19 protein-coding genes and 1 pseudogene are annotated in these 20549 nt (G+C 36.1%); 2 read left to right on the top strand and 18 right to left on the bottom strand.

Annotated elements, in window-relative coordinates:
* Window positions 1–97: 97 nt before the first annotated feature.
* The 16 genes and pseudogenes from QWZ06_RS10145 to QWZ06_RS10070 all read right to left on the bottom strand — a co-directional run bounded on the left by QWZ06_RS10145 (window position 98) and on the right by QWZ06_RS10070 (window position 16913).
* Window positions 98–2119, bottom strand: coding sequence for a hypothetical protein (locus QWZ06_RS10145; protein ID WP_290297730.1), 2022 nt, complete (start codon window positions 2117–2119; stop codon window positions 98–100).
* Window positions 2120–2131: 12 nt separating this feature from the next.
* Window positions 2132–2542: a T9SS type A sorting domain-containing protein gene (locus QWZ06_RS10140; protein ID WP_290297729.1), complete on the bottom strand. Its 411-nt coding sequence runs from the start codon at window positions 2540–2542 to the stop codon at window positions 2132–2134.
* Complete coding sequence (locus QWZ06_RS10135) at window positions 2527–3753, bottom strand: T9SS C-terminal target domain-containing protein (protein WP_290297727.1); 1227 nt, start codon at window positions 3751–3753, stop codon at window positions 2527–2529. The genes QWZ06_RS10140 and QWZ06_RS10135 overlap by 16 nt, the downstream gene beginning before the upstream one ends.
* Window positions 3754–4363: 610 nt before the next feature.
* Window positions 4364–4708 carry a transposase gene (locus tag QWZ06_RS10130; RefSeq protein ID WP_290297725.1) on the bottom strand — a complete coding sequence of 115 codons (345 nt, stop codon included), beginning with the start codon at window positions 4706–4708 and terminating at the stop codon, window positions 4364–4366.
* Window positions 4708–5352 carry an IS110 family transposase gene (locus tag QWZ06_RS10125; RefSeq protein WP_290297723.1) on the bottom strand — a complete coding sequence of 215 codons (645 nt, stop codon included), beginning with the start codon at window positions 5350–5352 and terminating at the stop codon, window positions 4708–4710. Before QWZ06_RS10125 ends, QWZ06_RS10130 begins: the two co-directional genes overlap by 1 nt.
* A gap of 379 nt (window positions 5353–5731) precedes the next feature.
* Entirely contained in the window at window positions 5732–6145 is a 414-nt protein-coding gene (locus QWZ06_RS10120) for a hypothetical protein (RefSeq protein WP_290297722.1), read from the bottom strand.
* A 144-nt stretch (window positions 6146–6289) separates the two neighbouring features.
* Window positions 6290–6679 carry a hypothetical protein gene (locus QWZ06_RS10115; RefSeq protein ID WP_290297719.1) on the bottom strand — a complete coding sequence of 130 codons (390 nt, stop codon included), beginning with the start codon at window positions 6677–6679 and terminating at the stop codon, window positions 6290–6292.
* A 95-nt stretch (window positions 6680–6774) separates the two neighbouring features.
* A pseudogene (gene bglX / locus QWZ06_RS10110) lies at window positions 6775–9101 on the bottom strand (beta-glucosidase BglX).
* A gap of 90 nt (window positions 9102–9191) precedes the next feature.
* Window positions 9192–9461 (bottom strand): hypothetical protein, encoded by a 270-nt coding sequence (locus QWZ06_RS10105; protein WP_290297717.1) that lies wholly within the window; start codon window positions 9459–9461, stop codon window positions 9192–9194.
* Window positions 9389–10336 carry a hypothetical protein gene (locus QWZ06_RS10100; RefSeq protein ID WP_290297714.1) on the bottom strand — a complete coding sequence of 316 codons (948 nt, stop codon included), beginning with the start codon at window positions 10334–10336 and terminating at the stop codon, window positions 9389–9391. The genes QWZ06_RS10105 and QWZ06_RS10100 overlap by 73 nt, the downstream gene beginning before the upstream one ends.
* A 31-nt stretch (window positions 10337–10367) precedes the next feature.
* Window positions 10368–11066 (bottom strand): carboxylesterase family protein, encoded by a 699-nt coding sequence (locus tag QWZ06_RS10095; protein WP_290297712.1) that lies wholly within the window; start codon window positions 11064–11066, stop codon window positions 10368–10370.
* 139 nt (window positions 11067–11205) lie between these two features.
* Entirely contained in the window at window positions 11206–12597 is a 1392-nt protein-coding gene (locus tag QWZ06_RS10090; RefSeq protein WP_290297709.1) for a glucoamylase family protein, read from the bottom strand.
* A gap of 67 nt (window positions 12598–12664) precedes the next feature.
* Complete coding sequence (locus tag QWZ06_RS10085) at window positions 12665–14080, bottom strand: RagB/SusD family nutrient uptake outer membrane protein (RefSeq protein ID WP_290297706.1); 1416 nt, start codon at window positions 14078–14080, stop codon at window positions 12665–12667.
* 12 nt (window positions 14081–14092) lie between these two features.
* Entirely contained in the window at window positions 14093–14260 is a 168-nt protein-coding gene (locus QWZ06_RS10080; RefSeq protein WP_290297704.1) for a hypothetical protein, read from the bottom strand.
* 77 nt (window positions 14261–14337) lie between these two features.
* Window positions 14338–14589: a hypothetical protein gene (locus QWZ06_RS10075; RefSeq protein WP_290297701.1), complete on the bottom strand. Its 252-nt coding sequence runs from the start codon at window positions 14587–14589 to the stop codon at window positions 14338–14340.
* Between the two features lie 95 nt (window positions 14590–14684).
* Window positions 14685–16913, bottom strand: coding sequence for a SusC/RagA family TonB-linked outer membrane protein (locus QWZ06_RS10070; protein WP_290297698.1), 2229 nt, complete (start codon window positions 16911–16913; stop codon window positions 14685–14687).
* Window positions 16914–17261: 348 nt separating this feature from the next.
* Between QWZ06_RS10070 and QWZ06_RS10065 the strand changes: the two genes are divergently transcribed.
* Together QWZ06_RS10065 and QWZ06_RS10060 are read left to right on the top strand one after the other, a co-directional pair.
* Complete coding sequence (locus QWZ06_RS10065) at window positions 17262–17933, top strand: DUF4197 family protein (RefSeq protein ID WP_160137557.1); 672 nt, start codon at window positions 17262–17264, stop codon at window positions 17931–17933.
* A 40-nt stretch (window positions 17934–17973) separates the two neighbouring features.
* A complete protein-coding gene (locus QWZ06_RS10060; RefSeq protein ID WP_290297691.1) occupies window positions 17974–18279 on the top strand; it encodes a DUF493 family protein in 306 nt (101 codons plus the stop codon).
* Between the two features lie 153 nt (window positions 18280–18432).
* On the opposite strand, the gene QWZ06_RS10055 is transcribed toward QWZ06_RS10060, so the two are convergent.
* Both QWZ06_RS10055 and QWZ06_RS10050 read right to left on the bottom strand, forming a co-directional pair.
* Entirely contained in the window at window positions 18433–19728 is a 1296-nt protein-coding gene (locus tag QWZ06_RS10055) for a zinc-dependent metalloprotease (RefSeq protein ID WP_290297689.1), read from the bottom strand.
* Between the two features lie 26 nt (window positions 19729–19754).
* The gene (locus QWZ06_RS10050; RefSeq protein ID WP_290297687.1) at window positions 19755–20492 is read right to left on the bottom strand and encodes a zinc metalloprotease; all 738 of its coding nucleotides are present in this window, start codon (window positions 20490–20492) and stop codon (window positions 19755–19757) included.
* Window positions 20493–20549 lie beyond the last annotated feature (57 nt).

Below are 20549 nucleotides of genomic sequence, written 5' to 3'. Positions count from 1 at the left end.
GCAGGAGGAGCAGAATTGGGGTCAGTCCAAGGAGCATATACTTTTTGATCAAACCTGTAGGATCTGAATTCCGGTTTATACTGAGATGGAATCTTAGCTATATTATTGATATCTTTATACGAGCTATAATAAAGTCTTTAATGTTTGTAGATCCGGCTTCTGAAACATCATATTGTTTCTTCAATCTGACATTTCCATCTTCAATAATATTCCATTTATCCTTTGCATTATACCTGATGAGTGCCGTGGCTGAGCATTCTTTGCATAAATCATCCAATATTTTGAATTTCATCATATATGTGGTACCACTTATAACTAAATTGTCGGTAAGCCCTATGTATTTATAATTCTTGGATAAAAATATTTGTTTTGTATATACCGTTTGTCCTGTAGAAGCTTCCACAAGAGTAAAAAGAGCCTTTCCTTTTGTTCCCCAATTTACAGAATCGTTTGAATGTAACTTTAGTTCTATCTGGATTTGATTTCCTATAACTTGTGAAGCATCAAATGTGCTTATCGCCTCATAGGACAAAGGAAGTCTTGCTTCTACCAGATCATAATCAATCAATGTTTCATCATTAAAAATAGGTTGTGCATTCCCTATAGCTACATAATGCTCTGCTTTTACATTTACCGATTCCCTTGCTTGTTCTGGTTCATATTCAAAAACGGTTCTTCCTTTCGTTGGATAAGTGACAGAGGTTAATGTTCCTAGCTTTGCATAGGAAAAACGGGGTAACTTGTCTGCGTAATAAGAACCACTATTATTAAACAGGCTATATGTATTTCCAAACAAATTCAAATTAGGTAGTGAAGTGTTTCCATTATTGGTTCCATTATAATACCCTAAATAATCAGTAGTCTTAGATAATCTTGCAGGGAGTCCAAGAGGATTATCATATTCAAATTTATATTCCTGTACAAAAGTTTCCTGATTATTTTTGATGGCATATTCTTTTACTTTCTCAAGAAAAAAACGCTTCTTTTGACGATCACTTTCCGTATTGTTAATATAATCGAATACAATTTTTTTGACATTTGTTGTGCTTGTAGTACGGTTGGTGATACCATTAGTACTGGTTACCGTTGACATTACAATATTTCCTATTTTTTGAAAAATTTCTGAAGGATCTGTTGAATAATTGATGGTAATTTTTTCGCTTCCCGTACTAATCTGAGATAGTATTTTAGGATCAGTTATATTGAGTGTTCTAGTTGATTGGCTGTAGGGAGTCAATAAAGGAGATGATGTACTCCCGTCACCTGCCGGACCTTCATCTTTGAGCCGGGTATCCAAAGACTGCTGTTCGCTTATACCAAGTATAGTAGCATTAGATCTCATTTCAGAATATGAAAATTCAATTTTATTTCCAGCCACATTCTCTATTTTGGTAAGAAAAAAGCTGGTCTCTCCACTCAAGCCCCCATTAAGCCGCACCCAAGTCTTTTCAGTAGCCCCCGTTCCTCCGAAAGTATATTTTGTACCATCATAAGTGGTGATAATAAAGCTATGACTATCCTTGAACGCTCCTACCGTTTCAATTTTGAGATTATTGTCCTGGGTCAGAAGAACAGGCTGGAAATTAGCATCAAGATAAAAACTTCCACCATAACCTGGAAAAGAAAAATTAAAAACATCAGGTTGGTGATCATATTGTCCGGAAGACCCTTTAGTATAAGTTATCAGATCAGCTTCTCCCTGTGCACTGTACAGACGGGTGAGATCATTAAGGCTTAATAAAATTCTTTCATATCCAAATTCATCCGCCTTATCATAAATAGTTCTGTTGATGACTCCACCGGCCTCCAATATCCAGTTCATTCCCAATGTATTGGGAGTATCATTTACTTTTACGCCGGCTTTACCATATTTTAAAGAGATTGTATGCTTTAATCCATGATCCGAGATCGTATGAATCGGAATATTGATATTGGGATTTCCTTTAAATTCATTGGCTTCCAAGTTGCCAAATTGTGTTCTGAAAGAAGACTCGGGAGAAGGGGGATCTATATTGGGAAGTTCTATTCCAGATCCAGAATTTGGAACTCCCTTAGAAGTTTCCTGAGCAGAGTAAAAATGAGCAGACAAGATGGCTGCACAAATGATAGCTTTCTTCATGATTAATATCTTTTATTTTTTGATCAGCTTTGCACTCGCTGTTTTATTATTATCCGTTTTTATCGTCACCAGATAAGCTCCCTGTACCAAGGCTTGGGTATTTATCTTAGTCACTCTGTTCTTTGTCTTGAAGTTCTGAAGCTGTCTTCCGCTCATATCATACAGCATAATATCAGCTTCCTTAAAGTCAAAGCCAATTTCTATATAGGCGTAATCGGATACTGGATTCGGATAAATTTTAATGTCATATTTTTCAATCAGATCATTGACCTGCTTATCACCCAGCTTTACAATTTTCCAGTTTTCTTTGCCTAATTCTTTCCCACTGGTTCCGGCTAAAATGATAGAACCATCTCTGTTCAGTTTCAGATCTGAAAGTCTTTCTTCTTTCTGTCTGGATTCTCCACTTACGTGTTTCTCCATTGTTCGTTTCCGTTTCCGTCCAGATAAAGCATCCAGAAGGTCTCATCATCTTTTTCTATTCTTCCTTCTGCCTGGGTATAACCGCCTAAAAGAATTCCTTTTGAGGATTTGTCATCCGCTGAATGAATCACACTCATTCCCATCAGGATATCACGGTTTTTGAAGTTGTAGGACTTTTGCCATTGTTCATCACCTCTTTCATTAAGAGCAATCAGCCATAGGTCTGTCCCTTCTTCAATCCCTACCGTTTTGTTTCCTGATCTTTCGGATCTGGATTCACCACCAATGATGTAGCCATTTGAAGTTAAAGCCAGCGTTCTGATATGATCGTCTGCTTTACCCCCAAAGTTCTTTTCCCATTCTACTTTTCCGCTTTTATCCAGTTTAACGATCCAATAGTCGCCTTCACCGAAATTTTCTGTGGATTTTGCGGTGCGGGCTGTGGGGGTTGTGGTGCGAGGTTCGGGATTTGGGGTGGTTTCACGAGGTTGATCTCCGGATCTCGGATCACGAACCTCTGAACTTCTTGAATAAATTCCCAGAAGAGCTCCGCCGTCTTTTGTCGGAATCATTTTCTCTACTTCGTCTAAGCCTTTTCCACCTAATACGAGTTGGGAGAGTTCTTTTCCATCTTTGTCCAGTCTGATGATCCAGACATCTTTAGAACCATACCCTTTGGAAGAATTTTGTACGTTTCCGGCAACAAAAAAACCAAGATCTGTACTCTGAATGACTGCTTTGGCTTCTTCATCGGAAGAGGTTCCTAATGTTTTCTGCCACATTTCATCGCCAAATTCATTGATTCGGATCAGCCAGATATCGGATCCGCCTTTAGAATCATCTTTCTTATCCAGTCCTTTTCCGGAATAGGACGTTCCAGCCAGTAGAAACCCTCCATCCTGAGTGCTGACAGTAGCTGACAAGTAATCATGGTTATTTCCTGAAAAATGTTTTTCCCAAGCTTCTTGCCCTTGTTGGTTTAATTTAACCAAATGAAAATCGTAACCGTTGTTCTGCTTACTTTCTGAAGTTTGCTGTTTGTCGCTCTGAATAGAGCTTCCTGTAATAAGATACTGCTGATCAATAGTGGTAGTGACCTGGCTTAAAAAATCCTGAGTAGAGGATTGGACATCTTTCTGCCAGAGAATATTCTGAGCAGACACGCCCAGAACTGTGCATAAGGTTAATGCACTGAGATAAATCTTTTTCATTCCCGTGTTTGTTTTTGAGTTTAATGATTAGTTTTTAAATTGCCGCAAATTTAACTTTTTTTAGTTCACGCAAATCATATCGAAGTGACATAATTTAAAATATTTACAAAAATAGAAATGTTTTATTATATTCTATATCCTTCATTAATCCTACAAATCTACTACAGCGTTGCGACAGAGTATGTCGTATTTTTCAGAATTCAGAATGTTGATAGGACAATCACAAATGGTTCAGATATTTCAAGGTTTTTGAGAGTGATACAGGTAAATTTTAAACGGTTCTGAAATCAGAAATAGGGAAAATTCTGAGAAATAATCAAAAATTATTAAGACTGTTTACACTTCTTTATTAAAGTACAAAGGAGGTGCAAAAGCTTTTTAAATACTTAAGCTATTTAAGTGATCTACTTGATGTATAAGACGTAAACTAAAGTTTTATTGAAAATTAAAGATTTTCATCTTATGTGAACTTAATGGTGGGATATTTCCTTACATTTTATAAAGTGTAGTAAAGTATTAAAAAAAGCTGAGCAATCTGATATTGAACCTAAATGCATTACTTATGACTCATAACCCTAGCCTCGATGTTCTATGTTAATTTGCAAATTATTTAAGTTAAAATTTTATCTTTTATATAATCAGAATTATAAGGGACTTTGTTTTTAACTACTCCAAAGCATATTCTTAAAAGTTTATTGCATACAGCGATGAGTGCTACTTTTTTAGGTTTTCCTTTAGCTAACAACCTTAAATAAAGTTCTTTACAATGGGGATTGTGTTTAATCGCCGTCCATGAACACACATACAATAAACTTCGTATATGAGTCTTGGAAGTGCGACATTTTCCAGGAGAATACGATTTTTTTCCAGATTGATATATTCTAGGAGCTAAACCAAAATACTTAACTAATGATTGTGCTGAATTAAAATTTTTAAATCCTGAAGTAGCCGTCATCAATTGTAAAGAGGTTTTTTCTCCAATTCCGGAAACGGACTGTATAAGTTCTTTAGTTTTCTTAAAGTCTTTATCCTGAAGTTGGGGGAAGGCGCTTTTTCTACTTCTTTGATTTCTTTATCCAAATGCTTAAGCTTTCTTTCATAATGCTTCTCAGTATCTGGATTAATTTGTGAATGGTAGCGTAATGCTTTAAGTCTTGCAGCATAACGTCGCTTCTCCTCTTCGAGATCAGTCAGAAGTTTGATCTCCTGATCCAGATATTCTATCTCCATGCTTTTGGGTACATAAAGAGCGGGGCTGAACATCTCTCCATAGAGCCTGATTAATCTGGCATCTTCCGCATCTGTTTTACTGATTATATTTTTCATTCTTGCAAAATGCTTTACAGACATACAATTGATCAGACTTACTTCTAATCCATGGCTCAAGGATAAATGAAGAATACGGCTGCTGAAATTCCCGGTTGCTTCAATAACAAGGCTATACTCTTGGGATGATATTTTTCTTATAAAAGAAAGAATCGAACGCTGGTTATTTTCTATATTGAAAACACATTCTTGATTTTGTTCATTAATAAAGCTTAGCGTTAAAAATTTAGCGCCAACATCAACACCGATAACTTTTTTTGATATTTTTGACATAAGCAATGACTTTATTAAAGAGGTTTTCTTCTGATCCATCATGGTAAAAGTTATTACCAAACAATGTTCTATCCGGATTTAGAAGAAAACAGCAGCAGGGGGATAAAATCAGGGGCGATATCTAGTATCTGAGAAGCGTCTGCCTTAATCCTGCTGCTTTTACTCTTTAGGTTTAATTTTTACACTAATTTACTCAAGTATTTTAAGTAATGTAAACTTACCATAGAAGCGGTTACCCCGCAGCATTATTTGGAGTGTGGATGGCCTTAGCACGGGAAAGGTTGGTGCGAGGAGTATGAGTGGATAGCGGGATGAAGCTCCTAAAAAAGGGCATAAAAAAACCACCCTTTCGAGTGGATTCATTTTTTTTAATTTGATCTTATTGATAAATTACGACATCATCTTTTTTAATTTGGTAACCAGTCTTTTTGTAAGGAACTAATACATATGTTTCTTTAATATGACTTCCGCTCTTCCAAATTTTATCTTTTCCTTCTTTTTCAAGGATAATACTTTTTGCCATTCCCTCCGGAATGAAAACCTCAGCCCGTTTCATGTCTTTACTAAAAATAACCGCCGTCATAGTAGAAGAGCTCTTATCTGTGCTTACTTCCTTTAATTTAATTTTCTGTTCAAAAACTCTTACACAGTTATTTCTGAGTTGTGAATAAGTATAGCCTGCTGAGCCTATACACCCGTGAACATCCCTATCTCCTCCTAAAGCCGGAGTTTTTTGTTGAGCAAAAATTAAAGATCCCAGGAACATCATGCTAAATAAAATTGGTTTTTTCATATTTAAATTATTAATGTTTTCAGTTTGGTAAAAGTGTTTTCGGAAATAAAGATATTAATTTCATTCTTAGTTTCAAAAACATTCCTTGTATACTACAAAAAAAGTCACCCTTTCGAGTGAATTTATCTTTTTGAAAATCTGATTTTATTGATAAATTACAACATTATCTTTTTTAAGCTGAAAACCGCTTTTTTTGTAAGGAGTCAATACATACCCATCTTTTTTCCAAGCCTTTGATTTTCCTGCTCTGGTAAGAATTACACTTCCTCCTTCAGCATCTTTTACAAAAACTTCAGCTTTCTTGTTGTCTTTGCTGAAAATAACCGCAGCGATATAATCACCTTTTGAAGCAACTTCTTTTAATTTGATCTTCTCTTCAAAAGTTCTTACACAATCTTTTTTGATCTGTGAGTACGTATATCCTGCTGAACCGATACATCCGTGAGCATCTTTATCGCCACCTAATACCGGAGTTTTTTGTGCAAATACTAAAGTACCAAGGAACATTGCGCTCAATAAAATTGTTTTTTTCATTTTTTTTGTCTTATTATGATAATTGTGGAGGGTATGAATAAAAACCATGCCAAAAAAACATAAAACACATTAACGTGAATAACTTTTTTATTTTTTTACTTTGTCCAGTTGATTTTTGAAAGCTTCACCTCATCAGAGCTTGTACCGATCATAATATCGAACTCGCCTGATTCCCAATCGTATTTTAAATCTCCATTATAGAATTTAAGACTTTCCGGAGTGATATCGAAGGTTACTTTTTTCGATTCTCCTTTTTTCAAAAATATTTTTTGGAACCCTTTCAATTCTTTTACCGGTCTTGTAATTGTTCCTACTCTATCTCTGATATAAAGCTGAACAACCTCAGCTCCATCATAGTTCCCTGTATTGGCTACTGTAACTGATGCCTGAATGGTCTGATCTCCCTTCGGATTGGTATTGGAAACACTGATCTCTGAGTAGTTGAACTTCGTATAACTTAATCCATACCCAAATGCATACAATGGGGTATTGCATTCATCCATATAATTGGAACGGAATCTTTGGTATTCACATTTATCAACTAATTTCTGATCTAATGGGCGTCCCGTATTTTTAGCATTGTAATAAATAGGGATCTGTCCTAAACTTCTTGGGAAGGTCATCGGAAGTTTTCCTGATGGGTTTACTTTTCCAAAAAGAACGTCAGCCATTGCATTTCCCGCTTCTGAACCCGGAAACCATGCATTTAATATGGCATCAGGAGTGTCTTTTACGTTCGTTAAAGCTAACGGACGTCCTGTAAAAAGGATCATTGCAATGGGTTTTCCGGTCTTTTTAACTCATTTAAAAGATCAACTTGCGATTGAGGTATGGTGATTTCGGATCTTGATGAGGATTCACCACTCATTTCTGCCGATTCTCCGATAGCCAGCACAATTACGTCGGCTTTGTTGGCAACGTCTACGGCTTCTTTTAACAACGTTTCTTTTGAACGGTTGTCTCTATCTGTTTTCTTTCCGTGGGCTGCATAAATTTCCTCCAGCTTTGCATCATAATCGATGTTTGCTCCTTTTGCAGAAAGAAATTTTACTTCTTTACCGTAATTCGCCTGAAGTCCCTGCATTAAATTAACTGAAACGCTATGCTTAGTAGCAACACTCCAGGTTCCAGCCATATTCATTGAATTATTAACCAACGGCCCAATCACAGCAACAGTTCCTGATTTCTTTAAAGGTAAAACCTGATTTTCATTTTTCAACAACACCATTGACTGGGCAGCCGCATTTCTTGCGATGTTACGGTTTTCCAGATTGTACACTTCTTTGGCCGCTAATTTTGCATCTCCATGTTTGTATGGATTATCAAAAAGGCCTAAGTCGTATTTGGCTTCAAGAATTCTTCTGGCTGCCATATCAATCTCAGCCTGAGTTACTTTTCCTTCCGCTAAAGATTTTTTCAAGGTTGTTAAGAAGCCTTCTCCTACCATATCCATATCAACACCTGCTTTTAAAGCTAATGCTGAAACCTGCTGAAGGTCTCCCATTCCGTGATCAACCATTTCATTGATCCCGGTATAATCGGTTACTACAAATCCTTTAAATTTCCATTGGTTTCTCAATATTTCGGTCTGAAGCCATCTGCTTCCTGTTGCAGGAACTCCGTCTACTTCATTGAAAGAGGCCATTACGGAAGCAACTCCAGCGTCTACGGCAGCTTTATAAGGTGGAAAATATTCATTGAACATTCTTACATGGCTCATATCAACGGTATTGTAATCTCTTCCGGATTCTCCAGCCCCATATAATGCAAAGTGCTTCACACAAGCTAATATATTGGTTCCGTTAGCCAAATCTTTCCCTTGATACCCATAAACCATATTTTTTGAGATCTCACTTCCTAAATACGGATCTTCTCCGGAACCTTCAGAAACTCTTCCCCATCTTGGTTCACGGGAAATATCTACCATTGGCGAAAACGTCCAATTGATCCCGTCAGAAGCAGCTTCTCTTGCCGCCACTTTGGCAGATTGCTGTACCAGATTCATATCCCATGAAGCGGCTAAGCCCAATGGAATAGGAAATGTAGTTTCATATCCGTGAATCACATCCATTCCGAAGATCATTGGAATTTTCAATCGGCTTTTTTCAACAGCTACTTTCTGAACTGCTTTAATTTTATCTGCTCCTTTTATATTGAATAATCCGCCTACTAATCCCTGTTCTACCTTTTTTCCAATATCTGAGCTTTGGGCCATCCCGGTCGTAAAGTCACCGGAAGTCGGGAGGTTCATTTGTCCTATTTTCTCATCTAAGGTCATCTTAGATAAAAGATTATCTACAAAGGCTTTCTTCTTCGCCTGATATTGTGCAGTCTGATAAGACTGTACGGGCTTATCCACCATTTCCTGAGCGGAAAACACCGGCGAAAGAGCCAGGGTTGCAAGTATAATTAACTTTTTCATAAATCTATCTTCTTATTATTATTGTTTTATATTTTTGGTATTTAATTGAAAATTGATAATCTTCAATCGTTAATATCTGAGTTCTAATTTTTACTGATATAATATCTTCAGTGTAGTTGTTTTAGTGAAATTGGTAGCTTTATGCTCAGTGTACAATTCTATAACATTTCCATATTCGTCATATTTTTTAATGGAAAAATAATCAGGTGAGAAAAATTCCGCATGAGTTTTCTTTTCATTTTCAATATAATATACAGCAACAAGCTCATCCTCCTGGTTATATTCATTTACTTTTCCTTCAAGATATTCAAGCTTATGTAAAGTTCCACTATAGTCATCATAATCTTCTTTCGTTTGCAATACTCGCTTCCGTAATGGATATTGTATTGATCAAAATGTTCAATTTCTTCCAAGTAAGGAGTAAGGCGATCTTTAGAAAAATCCGGACGATAAAATGATACCTCATGTAATATCAGATTTTCAAATTCATCATAATTAAAAGTTTCAAGGCGAATATCTTTCATTATTTCACTGAACGTCTCCTCATCTTGGGTTTGCATATAACATCTGAACAGATTCAGTTTTTCTTCATTATATGAGAATTGTCCAATTCTTACCACCCGTTCTCTTTCAGAAACAGTATATTTGATCTGATTATCTTCTCTTTCAATAACCATATTATCAGCAAATTCATAAGTTTTCATGATCGTAGGATACTCAGCATTGACATATTTCTTCCAGACCTGACATGTTTTTCCATCTTCACTGTAAGCAACATTGATACGATAAGACTCTTCATACCCTTTGATCTCAAAAATCATTTCTGTAAGCTTTTCCCCGTTGAAAGTATAACTAATTTCATTTTCATCTGTTTTTAGAATCAGAAACTGCTGCCAATCACCTTCTTTTTTAATTTTTTGTTCCAGAAAATTCTTATCTGCAGAGTAGATATCAAATTTTTTATACTCATCAAATGGATTTTTAACAGAGACAAAATACTCCACATTATTCTGATCATAATCATATATAATTTCTGCGTCATAATTCTGATGATATTCATAAATGGTTTCAAAGCGTTCATCATCCCTGAAATCTAATTTTCTTGTCCTCCTTGAGTTTTCAAAAAAAGTAGAAGCTACAAGTTCTCCATTTTCATATCGGTGCATCTCATGGATATTTTTTATATTTCCACTAAAAGGTTCCAGTATTATGCCTTTAAGTTTTATTATCCCCATTACTATTCAATTAAAAGATGTAACTTCTTATCTACTTTTTCTTTTTAGACAGCATCCATTCATACAATTCCGGATTTGAATACGCAGAATCCCATGAGTTGTGATTATCATTTGGGAAAATCACCAATTCAGCTTTCGGGTTTATGGGATGAAGCTTCTGATAAAATTTCAAGGCATTCTCCGGCAATACGACATCATCCATACCACCGTGGAATATTTTCATATTCAAATCTTTAAACTGCTGAATATTGGCCGTCATCACCTGATCTGTAGGGGCACAAACTGAAGCTACGGCGGCAAACATTTCTGGATGTTCCATAGCCAGCTTTAAAGTTCCCCATCCGCCCATAGAAAGTCCTGTAAGGTAAATTCTGGAGGCATCAATTTTATATTTTTCCTGAATTTCTTTAATCAGATTATATATTGTGACAGTATCCCACCAGCTATCTGCCGGACATTGCGGTGCCAAAATAGCCACCGGTTCTTTGATCAGATTTTTATAAGTGAATGGGCTGTGTGCTTTTACCAACTCAAGGTTATTTCCTCTTTCTCCTGAGCCATGAAGAAAAACGATCAAGGGGACATTTCCTTTGACATTTTGAGGATAATCCAGTATATAGGACATTTTCTCCTGGCGTTTTACTTCTTTGTTCATTTCGCCTTTGATTTCCTGAGCATTCAGCTGTAGGGAAAACGGAAGCAATAAAAGGGGAATATGTTTTAATTTCATAATATTATTAGGTTTTGGCTAAAGCCATTGGATTTGGTTTTTATTTCTCTCGCAGATTGTGCGGATTGTGCAGATTATTGGGGGTTAAATGATCATATAAAACCTCCATTATCTACTAAATCAATGAGATATATCTTTATTATTTTATTCCATATTTTGTAGATTGAAAGCTTAGCTTTTTCAATCCTTTTTGGATTTCCGGAGCATTCATAAATAACTTCCAGAGAAATCCTGTTCTGTAATTTTCGATCATAGGCGCTATTGTTCCTTGATCAATTGCCAGATATCTTGGGGTAAACCAATTGTTGTAATTGATAGATGTCGCATCGTAAGGCCCTGCTGAACCTATAAATTCAGGTTTTTGAGTATATATAAACCTAAGAAAATTCATGGATTCTTTTGGGGTGTATGGGAAACTGCTCAAAGCCGCTGTAGGAGTGATTACTCCATTATCATTACTTGGCATATGAGCGGTATAGCCTGTGCTGCCATCCTCATTTCTTGTATATCCTGCAGTCAGCCCCCAATAATTAGGGCCATAGCCTTTCCATTGTTTAGGGTTTTCAACGCAGTATTTGTAATCGATAAGAGTTTGATTTTTATTAATATCAAAATAGTTTTTCACTAGTTTATCGGATAATCCTGTCGGATCAAGTCCTATGTATGAATATTGAGCCCAGAAAAGTGGCCCGCCGTATTCTTCGGCATAGTTATGTTTTACATACAGAGGTAATCCGTATTTTGTTTTGTCTGTAAGGTACGTTCCGTTTCTTGTCCAGCCTTTATAATAAGTTTCAGCATCTATAGAATAAGTGGGTGAAGATGCCGCAAGGATATAAGTAATGAGACATTCATTGTAGCCTTCAAGCGGGAAATTCATTTCCCATTGATATTCCGGTGACCAGTGCCAATACAGTACTTTTTCACCTCCTTTGGTATACCAGTTCCATTGAATTCCTTTCCAAAGTTCATCACATTTTGCGGCTAATGCTTTTTCTTCTGCGTTTCCGTTTTTGAAGTATTCACGAACCATCAATATTCCTGAAGTAAGAAATGCTGTCTCTACAAGATCTCCGCCATTATCTTTCTTTCCGAAAGGAACTGTTTTACCTGTTTCCCCATTGATCCAATGCGACCATGCTCCTTTGTGGCGATCTGCTTTGGCCAGAAAATCCATGATATGAGTAAGTCTTTTTACAGCTTCTTTTCTTGGGACAAACCCTCTTTCCACTCCTACCAATAGGGTTGCTAATCCAAAACCTGATCCTCCAGTGGTAATCACATGCTTATCATGATCCGGATAAATATCATCTTCATGGTAACGTTCTCTTCCCAGCATAGAATTGGGTTCTGCGTAGTCCCAAAAGTATTTTAACGCATCTTTCTGCACCTTATCCATGAGCTGTTCGTCTGTGATTGTACTTTTAACCACATTATTCTTCCTCGTTTCCGGTTTTGAAACCTGGGCATTTTTGCAAGAATAAGTAAAGAATAAAGAGGTTACGGCAATTGATAATAGAGTCCTTTTCATTAATATCGGGTTATGGGTTATAAAATTAGAGGAGAATTTTCACTCTCCTCTAGTTTTTGGTTATTGGTTAATATCCTGGGTTCTGGGTAAATACTCCAGCACTTTCGGTGATGGCATCAAATGGAATTGGGAATAATTCATTCTTCCCGGTCTTGAATCCATAAGAAGCAAGTACTGTAGATGCCTGTCCTGTTCTTACAAGATCTACAAAACGATCTCCTTCCATTGCTAGCTCTACTCTACGCTCATTCCAGATAGCGGTTCTAAGAGCTACTTGTGTTGTAGCAGTAGTTCCTGATAATTTTGCTCTGGTTCTTACTCTATTAAGATTTGTAGTCGCTGCAGCGGTATTCCCAAGTTCGTTAGCTGCCTCTGCATTGATCAGAAGAATTTCTGCAAATCTTAAAATTCTGATATTCTGAATAGATCCGTAACCACAAGCACTCTTATTCAAAGCTTTTGGTACATATACCTTTTGGTTATAAGTAGTTACTGATTGAGCATCCCCCATCGCGATTAAATCGCCTTCCGGAGTAGTCTCTCCGTTTCTAAGGATGGTAAGCTCTTTTCTGATATCACCAGGTTCAAATGCATTTTCAAGAGCGCTTGAAGGAGTAAAGAAGCCCCAGCCAAACTGGTCTCTTACACCCTGTACTTCTGCATACTGACTTCCTTTCAATGGAGGTATACAATCACAGTTGACTTCAAAAACAGATTCTTTTCCAAATTCACCTGATGGTCTGAACACATGATTGAAATCAGGATCTAAATCATACCCCATTGCCATTACCTGGTTAGAGGTATCGTATGCTTTTTGCCAGTCTTTCTTATAAAGATATACTTTGGCAAGTAAGCCTAATGCTGCACCTTTTGTTACTCTTCCTAAATCAGAAGCAGGATAGGTCTGAGGAAGAATTTCTGCGGCACTGGTAAGATCAGAAATAATAAAGTTATACACCTCTTCTACTGAGTTTCTAGGAACTTTGTAATTACTCTGAAGTCCATCAAAAATAGGAACGCCGCCATATATCCTTACTAAGTTAAAATACAGGTATGCTCGCAGCATTTTTGCTTCAGCAACTAATCTTGTTTTTAACGCTGAATCCATATCAATTTTTGGAACATTGGTAATCACCTGATTACAACTGTTCAGACCTTGCCACTGTCCGATCCAATACCCTCTTATCCCGTCATCACTAACGGTATACGTAAAATTATCATATACGTTGATAAAAGAAGCATCTCCGGGGTTAGACCCTTTAACCACATCATCTGCCGGTACTCCAAATACAAATTGATATGGAAAAGCCGAATTTTCCCAACTTCTCAGAAAGCTATAGATCGCACTTGTTGCCTGTATCGCATCATCTTGCGTTTTGAAGAATGATGCTGCCTCCGTATACCCTTCTTGTTTTATATCTAAATAATCATTACAACTTGCTGCAAGTGATAATAGCGCGATTGATAAAAATATCTTTTTCATAATTCTTTCTTGTTAAAATGTTAAATTAAGCCCAACAGTATAAATTGCTGAAATCGGATAGATGTTATTATCCACACCCATTTGTACTCTGTCGGTATTTAAGATTTCAGGTGAGAATCCGTTATATTTAAAACTAGTCCAAGGGTTTTGAGCACTTACGTATAATCTTAATTTGGTCATTGACATCGATTTCGCCAATGATGTAGGCAAGTTATACCCCACTTGAATATTTCTGATTCTTATATAACTTCCATCTTCTACATAGAAGCTATTGGGTAAATAATAGCTTGGTTATTGGTTGCCATCGGATACATATTGGATGTTCCTTCACCATGCCATCTGTTATTATAGAAATCCAGATCCCAACTTTCGTTTCCATAGCGTTGTTCTCTGTTGAAATTGTAAATTTTGTTACCAAACACACCTTGGAAATCAATAGCGAAGTCGAAATCATATACGTTCATATTCAACCCGAATCCATACGTTCCTTTTGGAATAGGACTTCCCAAAAATGTTTTATCTCTTACATCTATTACCCCATTGCCATCTAAATCTGCAAATTTAAATCCACCAGCTTGTGCTCCATTCTGAACAGCTGAGGCATTTACTTCTGCCTGATTCTGGAAATCCCTACAACTTGATATCCATAGTATGAACCTACTGCTTCTCCTTCCTGTAATCTTATGATTGAATTACCGTATAAACTTGCTCCTGCATTGAAATAAGAATTATTAGCTACAGAAGTAATTCTATTTTTAAGAGTGGTCATATTTCCATAGACCCCAAATTTTATATGATCATTGATCTTAGCATCATAGCTAACTGAAAATTCAAATCCTTTATTATTAAAAGAGTACGCATTGGTAACATAGTTATTCCAGTTAGAGGCACCAGAAACGGTCCCCTGAACAATACCATACACTACATCCTTGGTATCTTTATCAAAATAAGTAGCGTCAATTTTCAGTTTATTATTGAACATGGCCATTTCCAATCCAAAATCTTTACCTGTTGTGGTTTCCCACCCAATATTTGGATCTATCACCCTGTCTATTGTTTGTGCAGGATATCCGGAATTTCCGAAATAGGCACCAGCATCCAGAATAGTTGTATTTAAGGTATAGGCTCTCTGTACATCCGGATTTCCTAGTTTACCCCAGCTTGCTCTTAATTTTAATAGATTAACAACATTCTGCTCATTCATAAAGTTTTCTCTGGAAATCACCCATCCAGCACTCACCGCCGGAAATACACGAGATCTGTCATTCGCAGAATATTTAGACGTTCCATCTCTACGAACTGAAGCATTCACTAAGTATTTTCCATCATAATCATAATTAACCCTTCCAAAAAACGATTGAATCCTATCCTGATATGGAACAACATCTCTACCTCCTAATTCAAAATCTGTTCGATAAATGTCTGTTCCTTTAGAAATATCTAAAGAAGTATTATTCCCATTATAGTTTACATTTAACGCTTCGGCATAGGCTTGAGAATAGGAGTTTCTTGTTCTTGAAAAACCTGCTAATAATTCTATATTATGTTTTCCAAAGTCCTTCTTCCAGCTTAATGTATTATCCCAGATATAATTTCTCGTTCTGGAATCTCTTGTTATTAATTTATTCGGTTTTTGGTCTGCTACAGGAACATATCCAAATGTTGGAGTATACTCATACTTATTTGAATTGATATTATCTGAACTATAACTGATTCGTAATGTAAAATCTTTTAAGAATTTATATTCTCCCCAGATGTTATTCAACAATCTCTCATCTCTAATTTGAGATCTGAATAAATCCATTTTTGCTCTGGAGTTAGGAACTTTAGCCAAACTAAAATATTGATAATCTCCTGTTGCTGGATTGATGGGTGCATATACCGGAGGAGATGAATAAGCATCCAACAAAGTATTAAGCACAACATCAGTACGCATTTTTGAAAAAGTGAAATTATTTCCGATCGTAATGTTATCCGTAATTTTATAACTCAGGTTCACTTTGGTAGTAAATCTGTTAAATCCACTTCCTGAATTAATTCCTTGTCCTGCTGCCAGGTTTCCTTCATCCTGAAGATTTCCTGCGCTTACATAATAATTCAGTTTTCCAAGAACTCCTGAAGCAGAAATATCATTAGAGTTAATAATACTTGTTCTAAAAATCTCTTTAAACCAATCGGTATCAGCAGGATATGATGACCTGTCTAAGAACACAGGATCTTTCGCCTTATCATTGATAAGTTTCTCATTATACAACTGTAAATATTGATCTGAATTGACCATTTTAGGAACATTCGTCACGGTTTTAATTCCTAGATAAGAGTTAAAATTAAAAACCGGTTTTTTCCCTCTTCCTGTTTTGGTTTTAATGATCACAGCACCATTGGATGCTCTTGCTCCATAAATAGCCAAACTTGAAGGATCTTTCAAAACACTCATAGACTCAATATCCTGAGGACTTAAGAAAGAAATATCATCAGTAATCATTCCATCAACAATAAAAACGGTTTTACCTGTCAATGATCCAATACCTCTGATATCCACTCTGGGTGAACCTCCCGGCGCCCCGGAATTTAATATCTGAACCCCAGCTACTTTTCCTTGTATAGAACTCAGAGGATTGGCATTCGGCTTATTCGCTAAATCTTTAGCAGAAACAACCCCGATACTACCGGTCACGTTCTCTTTTTTCTGAGATCCATATCCAATCAGAACCACCTCTTCGATCTTCTGCTCTTTGGCAGCAGTATCTTTAGGCTGAGTCTGAGCATTGACATTCATACCGAAGTAAAGAACAGCAATAAGACATGAATATTTCAAATTACTTTGTTTCATATAGTTTCAATTTTATTCGTACAATCAGATTTTCAACATTGTCTCATTTTGAAGCAATTAATTTCTCAAATGAAGACATTAGCCAAAAATAGAAAAAAAACCGAAACTTGTTAACATATCTTAAAAATTCAAAAACTATTGTATTTTTTTATACAAAAAATTCAATACGATCACATTTTATAAATTTAAAACCAAAATAAGCATCAATTTAATATTATATCACTAATTACAAAATCAGATTTACCACCAAAATAATCACCAAATAATTCACTAATCATTAATATTTTGTTAAATACAAAATAGTATTTACCTTTGGTGCAGTTTTTGAAAAAAGCAATAAAAAGAACAATGAAAAAATATATCATTGCAGCGGCTCTTATTATAGGAACCGGTGCTGTTATCACCACTACCGTACAATCCTGTACAACTCTGGCCACTTCCGATATGGGACTCTCTATTATTAAGAGGATGCTACTCAATGGTATTGATAAAGGAATGGGCGTTTACACCAATAAAGAAGCCTTTTTACAAAACAATATGGTAGACAAGGCGCTTCCGAAAGAGCTTAGAGAAATCAATTCCATGTTGGAAAAAGTAGCACCTTCATTAGTTGCTAAAGAAAGGGATTTTATTGCCCAGGCAGCTGCTTACACTGTAAATACTTCTAAACCGATATTACAAGGAGCTGTAAACAGTTTAAATGCTCAGGATGTAACCCGCATCATTGATGGAACCACTGCTACTCAAATTTTGAGGGAGAAAACATCTCAACAGCTTATTGCGGCTATTGCGCCCAAGGTAGATGAAAAGCTGAATGAATATGGAATTGTAAAAACAATCAATACAGCTTTAGCTGGAAGTAATTTTCTTGGCAACCTTTTAGGAGGAAATAAAAATACAGTCAACGCCGGAGGACTGAGTCAACTTGCCTCTGAACAACTGGTAAGCGGTCTATTTAATATCATCGAAGATTATGAACATCAGAACTCTAAATCGCTATTAGGGCCATTTGGAAAATAGGAAAAAAATCGTTATATTTATATTATATTAACAATTGCAGATGGATATATTACAAGGAAATCAACACGCAAGTCCTGAAGATTTTTACGAGTCTTTAAAGGAGAAACTGGAAGGTCATCATGATTTTCCTGAGGATTATTTATTTAAATTTATCATTCCTACAGATCAATCAAAACTAACTGAAATTTATAAAGTTTTTGATGGTATTAAATTTACATTGGGAAACCGCGAAAGCAAAAATGGAAAATACACAGCCTGCAACATTAACGCATTTGTTCTAGATGCAGATCAGGTAGTAAAAATTTATAAAGAAGTATCAAAAATAGAAGGCGTTATTCTATTGTAAACAAGAAACCGTTTCATGATCAAAATGAAACGGTTTTTTTATGCTTTTTATTCTTTTGATAACTTTACTCCTTCAAAAAAATATAATTGTTTTTAAATAACAAAAACCGCCCCTGCTAAGAGGCGGTTTTATCAGCTTATTATTTTGCTGTATTTATTTTTTAACGAACTTAATGCTCTCTGAAACTTTAGCATTATTAATCGTAATCACATACACTCCTTTTACAAGATCAGCTACATGAATCTTACTATCATTAATTTTTCCTTTTTTCACGATCTGCCCTACAGCATTATGAATTTCAAATTGAGATTCTCCTGAAAGGCCTGTAACATTTAGAATATCATTAACCGGGTTAGGATATACTCCAAAAGTGTTTTTCTTAGCTGTTTCTGAAGTTGATAAACTTTCTTTTGTAGTAAACGCTTTAGTTTCATAAGAGAATTCACCATTCAATTCAAAGATAGTCTGTCCTGTACCTGCAGAACCTGTAATAAGTTTTACATATCCAGTTACACCACCTGCCAATTGTCCGGTTAAACCGTCACCAAAATCATCAGATATTGTAAACACATAGCAATCCTCAGGTAAATCCCACACCTGAGTAATAAGTTGTGGATCTGCCGCACCAGGATTGGTATTACCATATCTTCCTGATTTTACAATCTGTCCTGCGCTGTTTTTAAGATTCCATCTTGTCTCCTGTCCCCATCTGTCTCTTTGTAACTTAAAGGTAACTGTAGTTGTTCCAAAATACTGAGGAGCAACAGGTTTTACATAGTTACCAGTTGTAGTATTGTTAGTACTTCTCTGGTCCGTAGTTCCATTTACAGAAGCAATAGAGAAAGAAACCGGTGAAGAAGCTATAGATGCATTAACAGGAATATTAATCACACTTGATTTATCCTGAGTAAGATTTCCTGTCCAGTTATATGTCTGAGCAGCACCTCCATTCATGCTATAAGAGATTACAGCTGATGTCAAATTACTAGTACCTCTGTTTGTGATAAGCAGACGTAATGCTCCTTGCCCGCAATTCACAATACCTACTGAACATCCACCATCATATTTTATTTCAGCATCATTTGGGAATAAAGCAATTGGCTGATCTTTAGTAGATGCTTTCAGCTCCATTCTCCTTGGAGAATTATCCATTACCGTTCTGATTCTTGTTTTCTGATCGTTAGTGTAGATATTCATACAAGTATCATTAGTATAGTCCATATAATTCTCAACCATTTCAAAAATGTTTGGACTAGTACAACTCGGTATAGGATCAGTACACTCATAGTTTGCAGTATGTGCCTGAGGCGTATCATCACAAAAATCAGTCCCACAATCATCATCTCCCCAGATATGTCTCAATCCCAGGAAGTGACCTACCTCGTGAGTCATTGTTCTTCCTCTGTCATAGCCAGGCTGCATGATGAATGTACCATCATTATAATCCATACTACCAAAAGTAGAATATCCTGCAACTACTCCATCTGTAGTAGCAGGCCCATATTGGCATTCAGACCATCTAGGCCAGAATTAGAAGGAAACTGAGCATATCCTAATAAACCGTTATCAGCAAAATCCACGCTCCACATATTCATATATTGGGTAGGATCCCAAATGGTCTTAGTCTTTACAATACTGTCTAGATAATTGGTATAACCCTGGCTTTCATCACCTCTTCCCCAGTAATCTCTACAAAGGTTTACTCTGTCGATTCCATTGGTAGGGTTTCCGTTAGGGTCTACTTTTGCAAGTACAAATTCTATTTCAGTATCAGCACCTACAGGATTGGTATTATAACCCGGAGTATTAATTTTTCTTCTGTAGTCATTAGTCATTACAGTAAGCTGAGATATTACCTGAGCATCTGGAATATTAGGAGCAACTCCTACATTCTGACCACTGTGAATAACGTGCACTACCACCGGAATTGTAATTACATTCCCTATCTGAGACTTGTCTGCTTTCGCTTTTTCAATCAAAGGAGCAATCCATGCTTCAAACTGTTCTGTAGATAATCTTTTCGGAAACTTCTTCTGTAAGTTTTCTTCGTTTTCAACCGTTCCACATTTTTCTGTTCCTTTAGAGTCAAGTTCCCTTTTCTCCCACACTTTTTTTGAAGGTTTTCCTTCATCTCTCTTCTGTGCATTTGAAAATCCTACGCCCATAAAAAATAATACGGCTAAAGAGGATTTTAAAATAATAGAGTTTTTCATTAGTATATTTTTTATAATTTAGCAAATATATATAATTAAATACATTAAAAAAGCAAC

It is taken from the genome of Chryseobacterium tructae (assembly GCF_030409875.1).
GTDB lineage: Bacteria > Bacteroidota > Bacteroidia > Flavobacteriales > Weeksellaceae > Chryseobacterium > Chryseobacterium tructae.
This window is presented reverse-complemented; position numbering and strand designations above follow the sequence as displayed.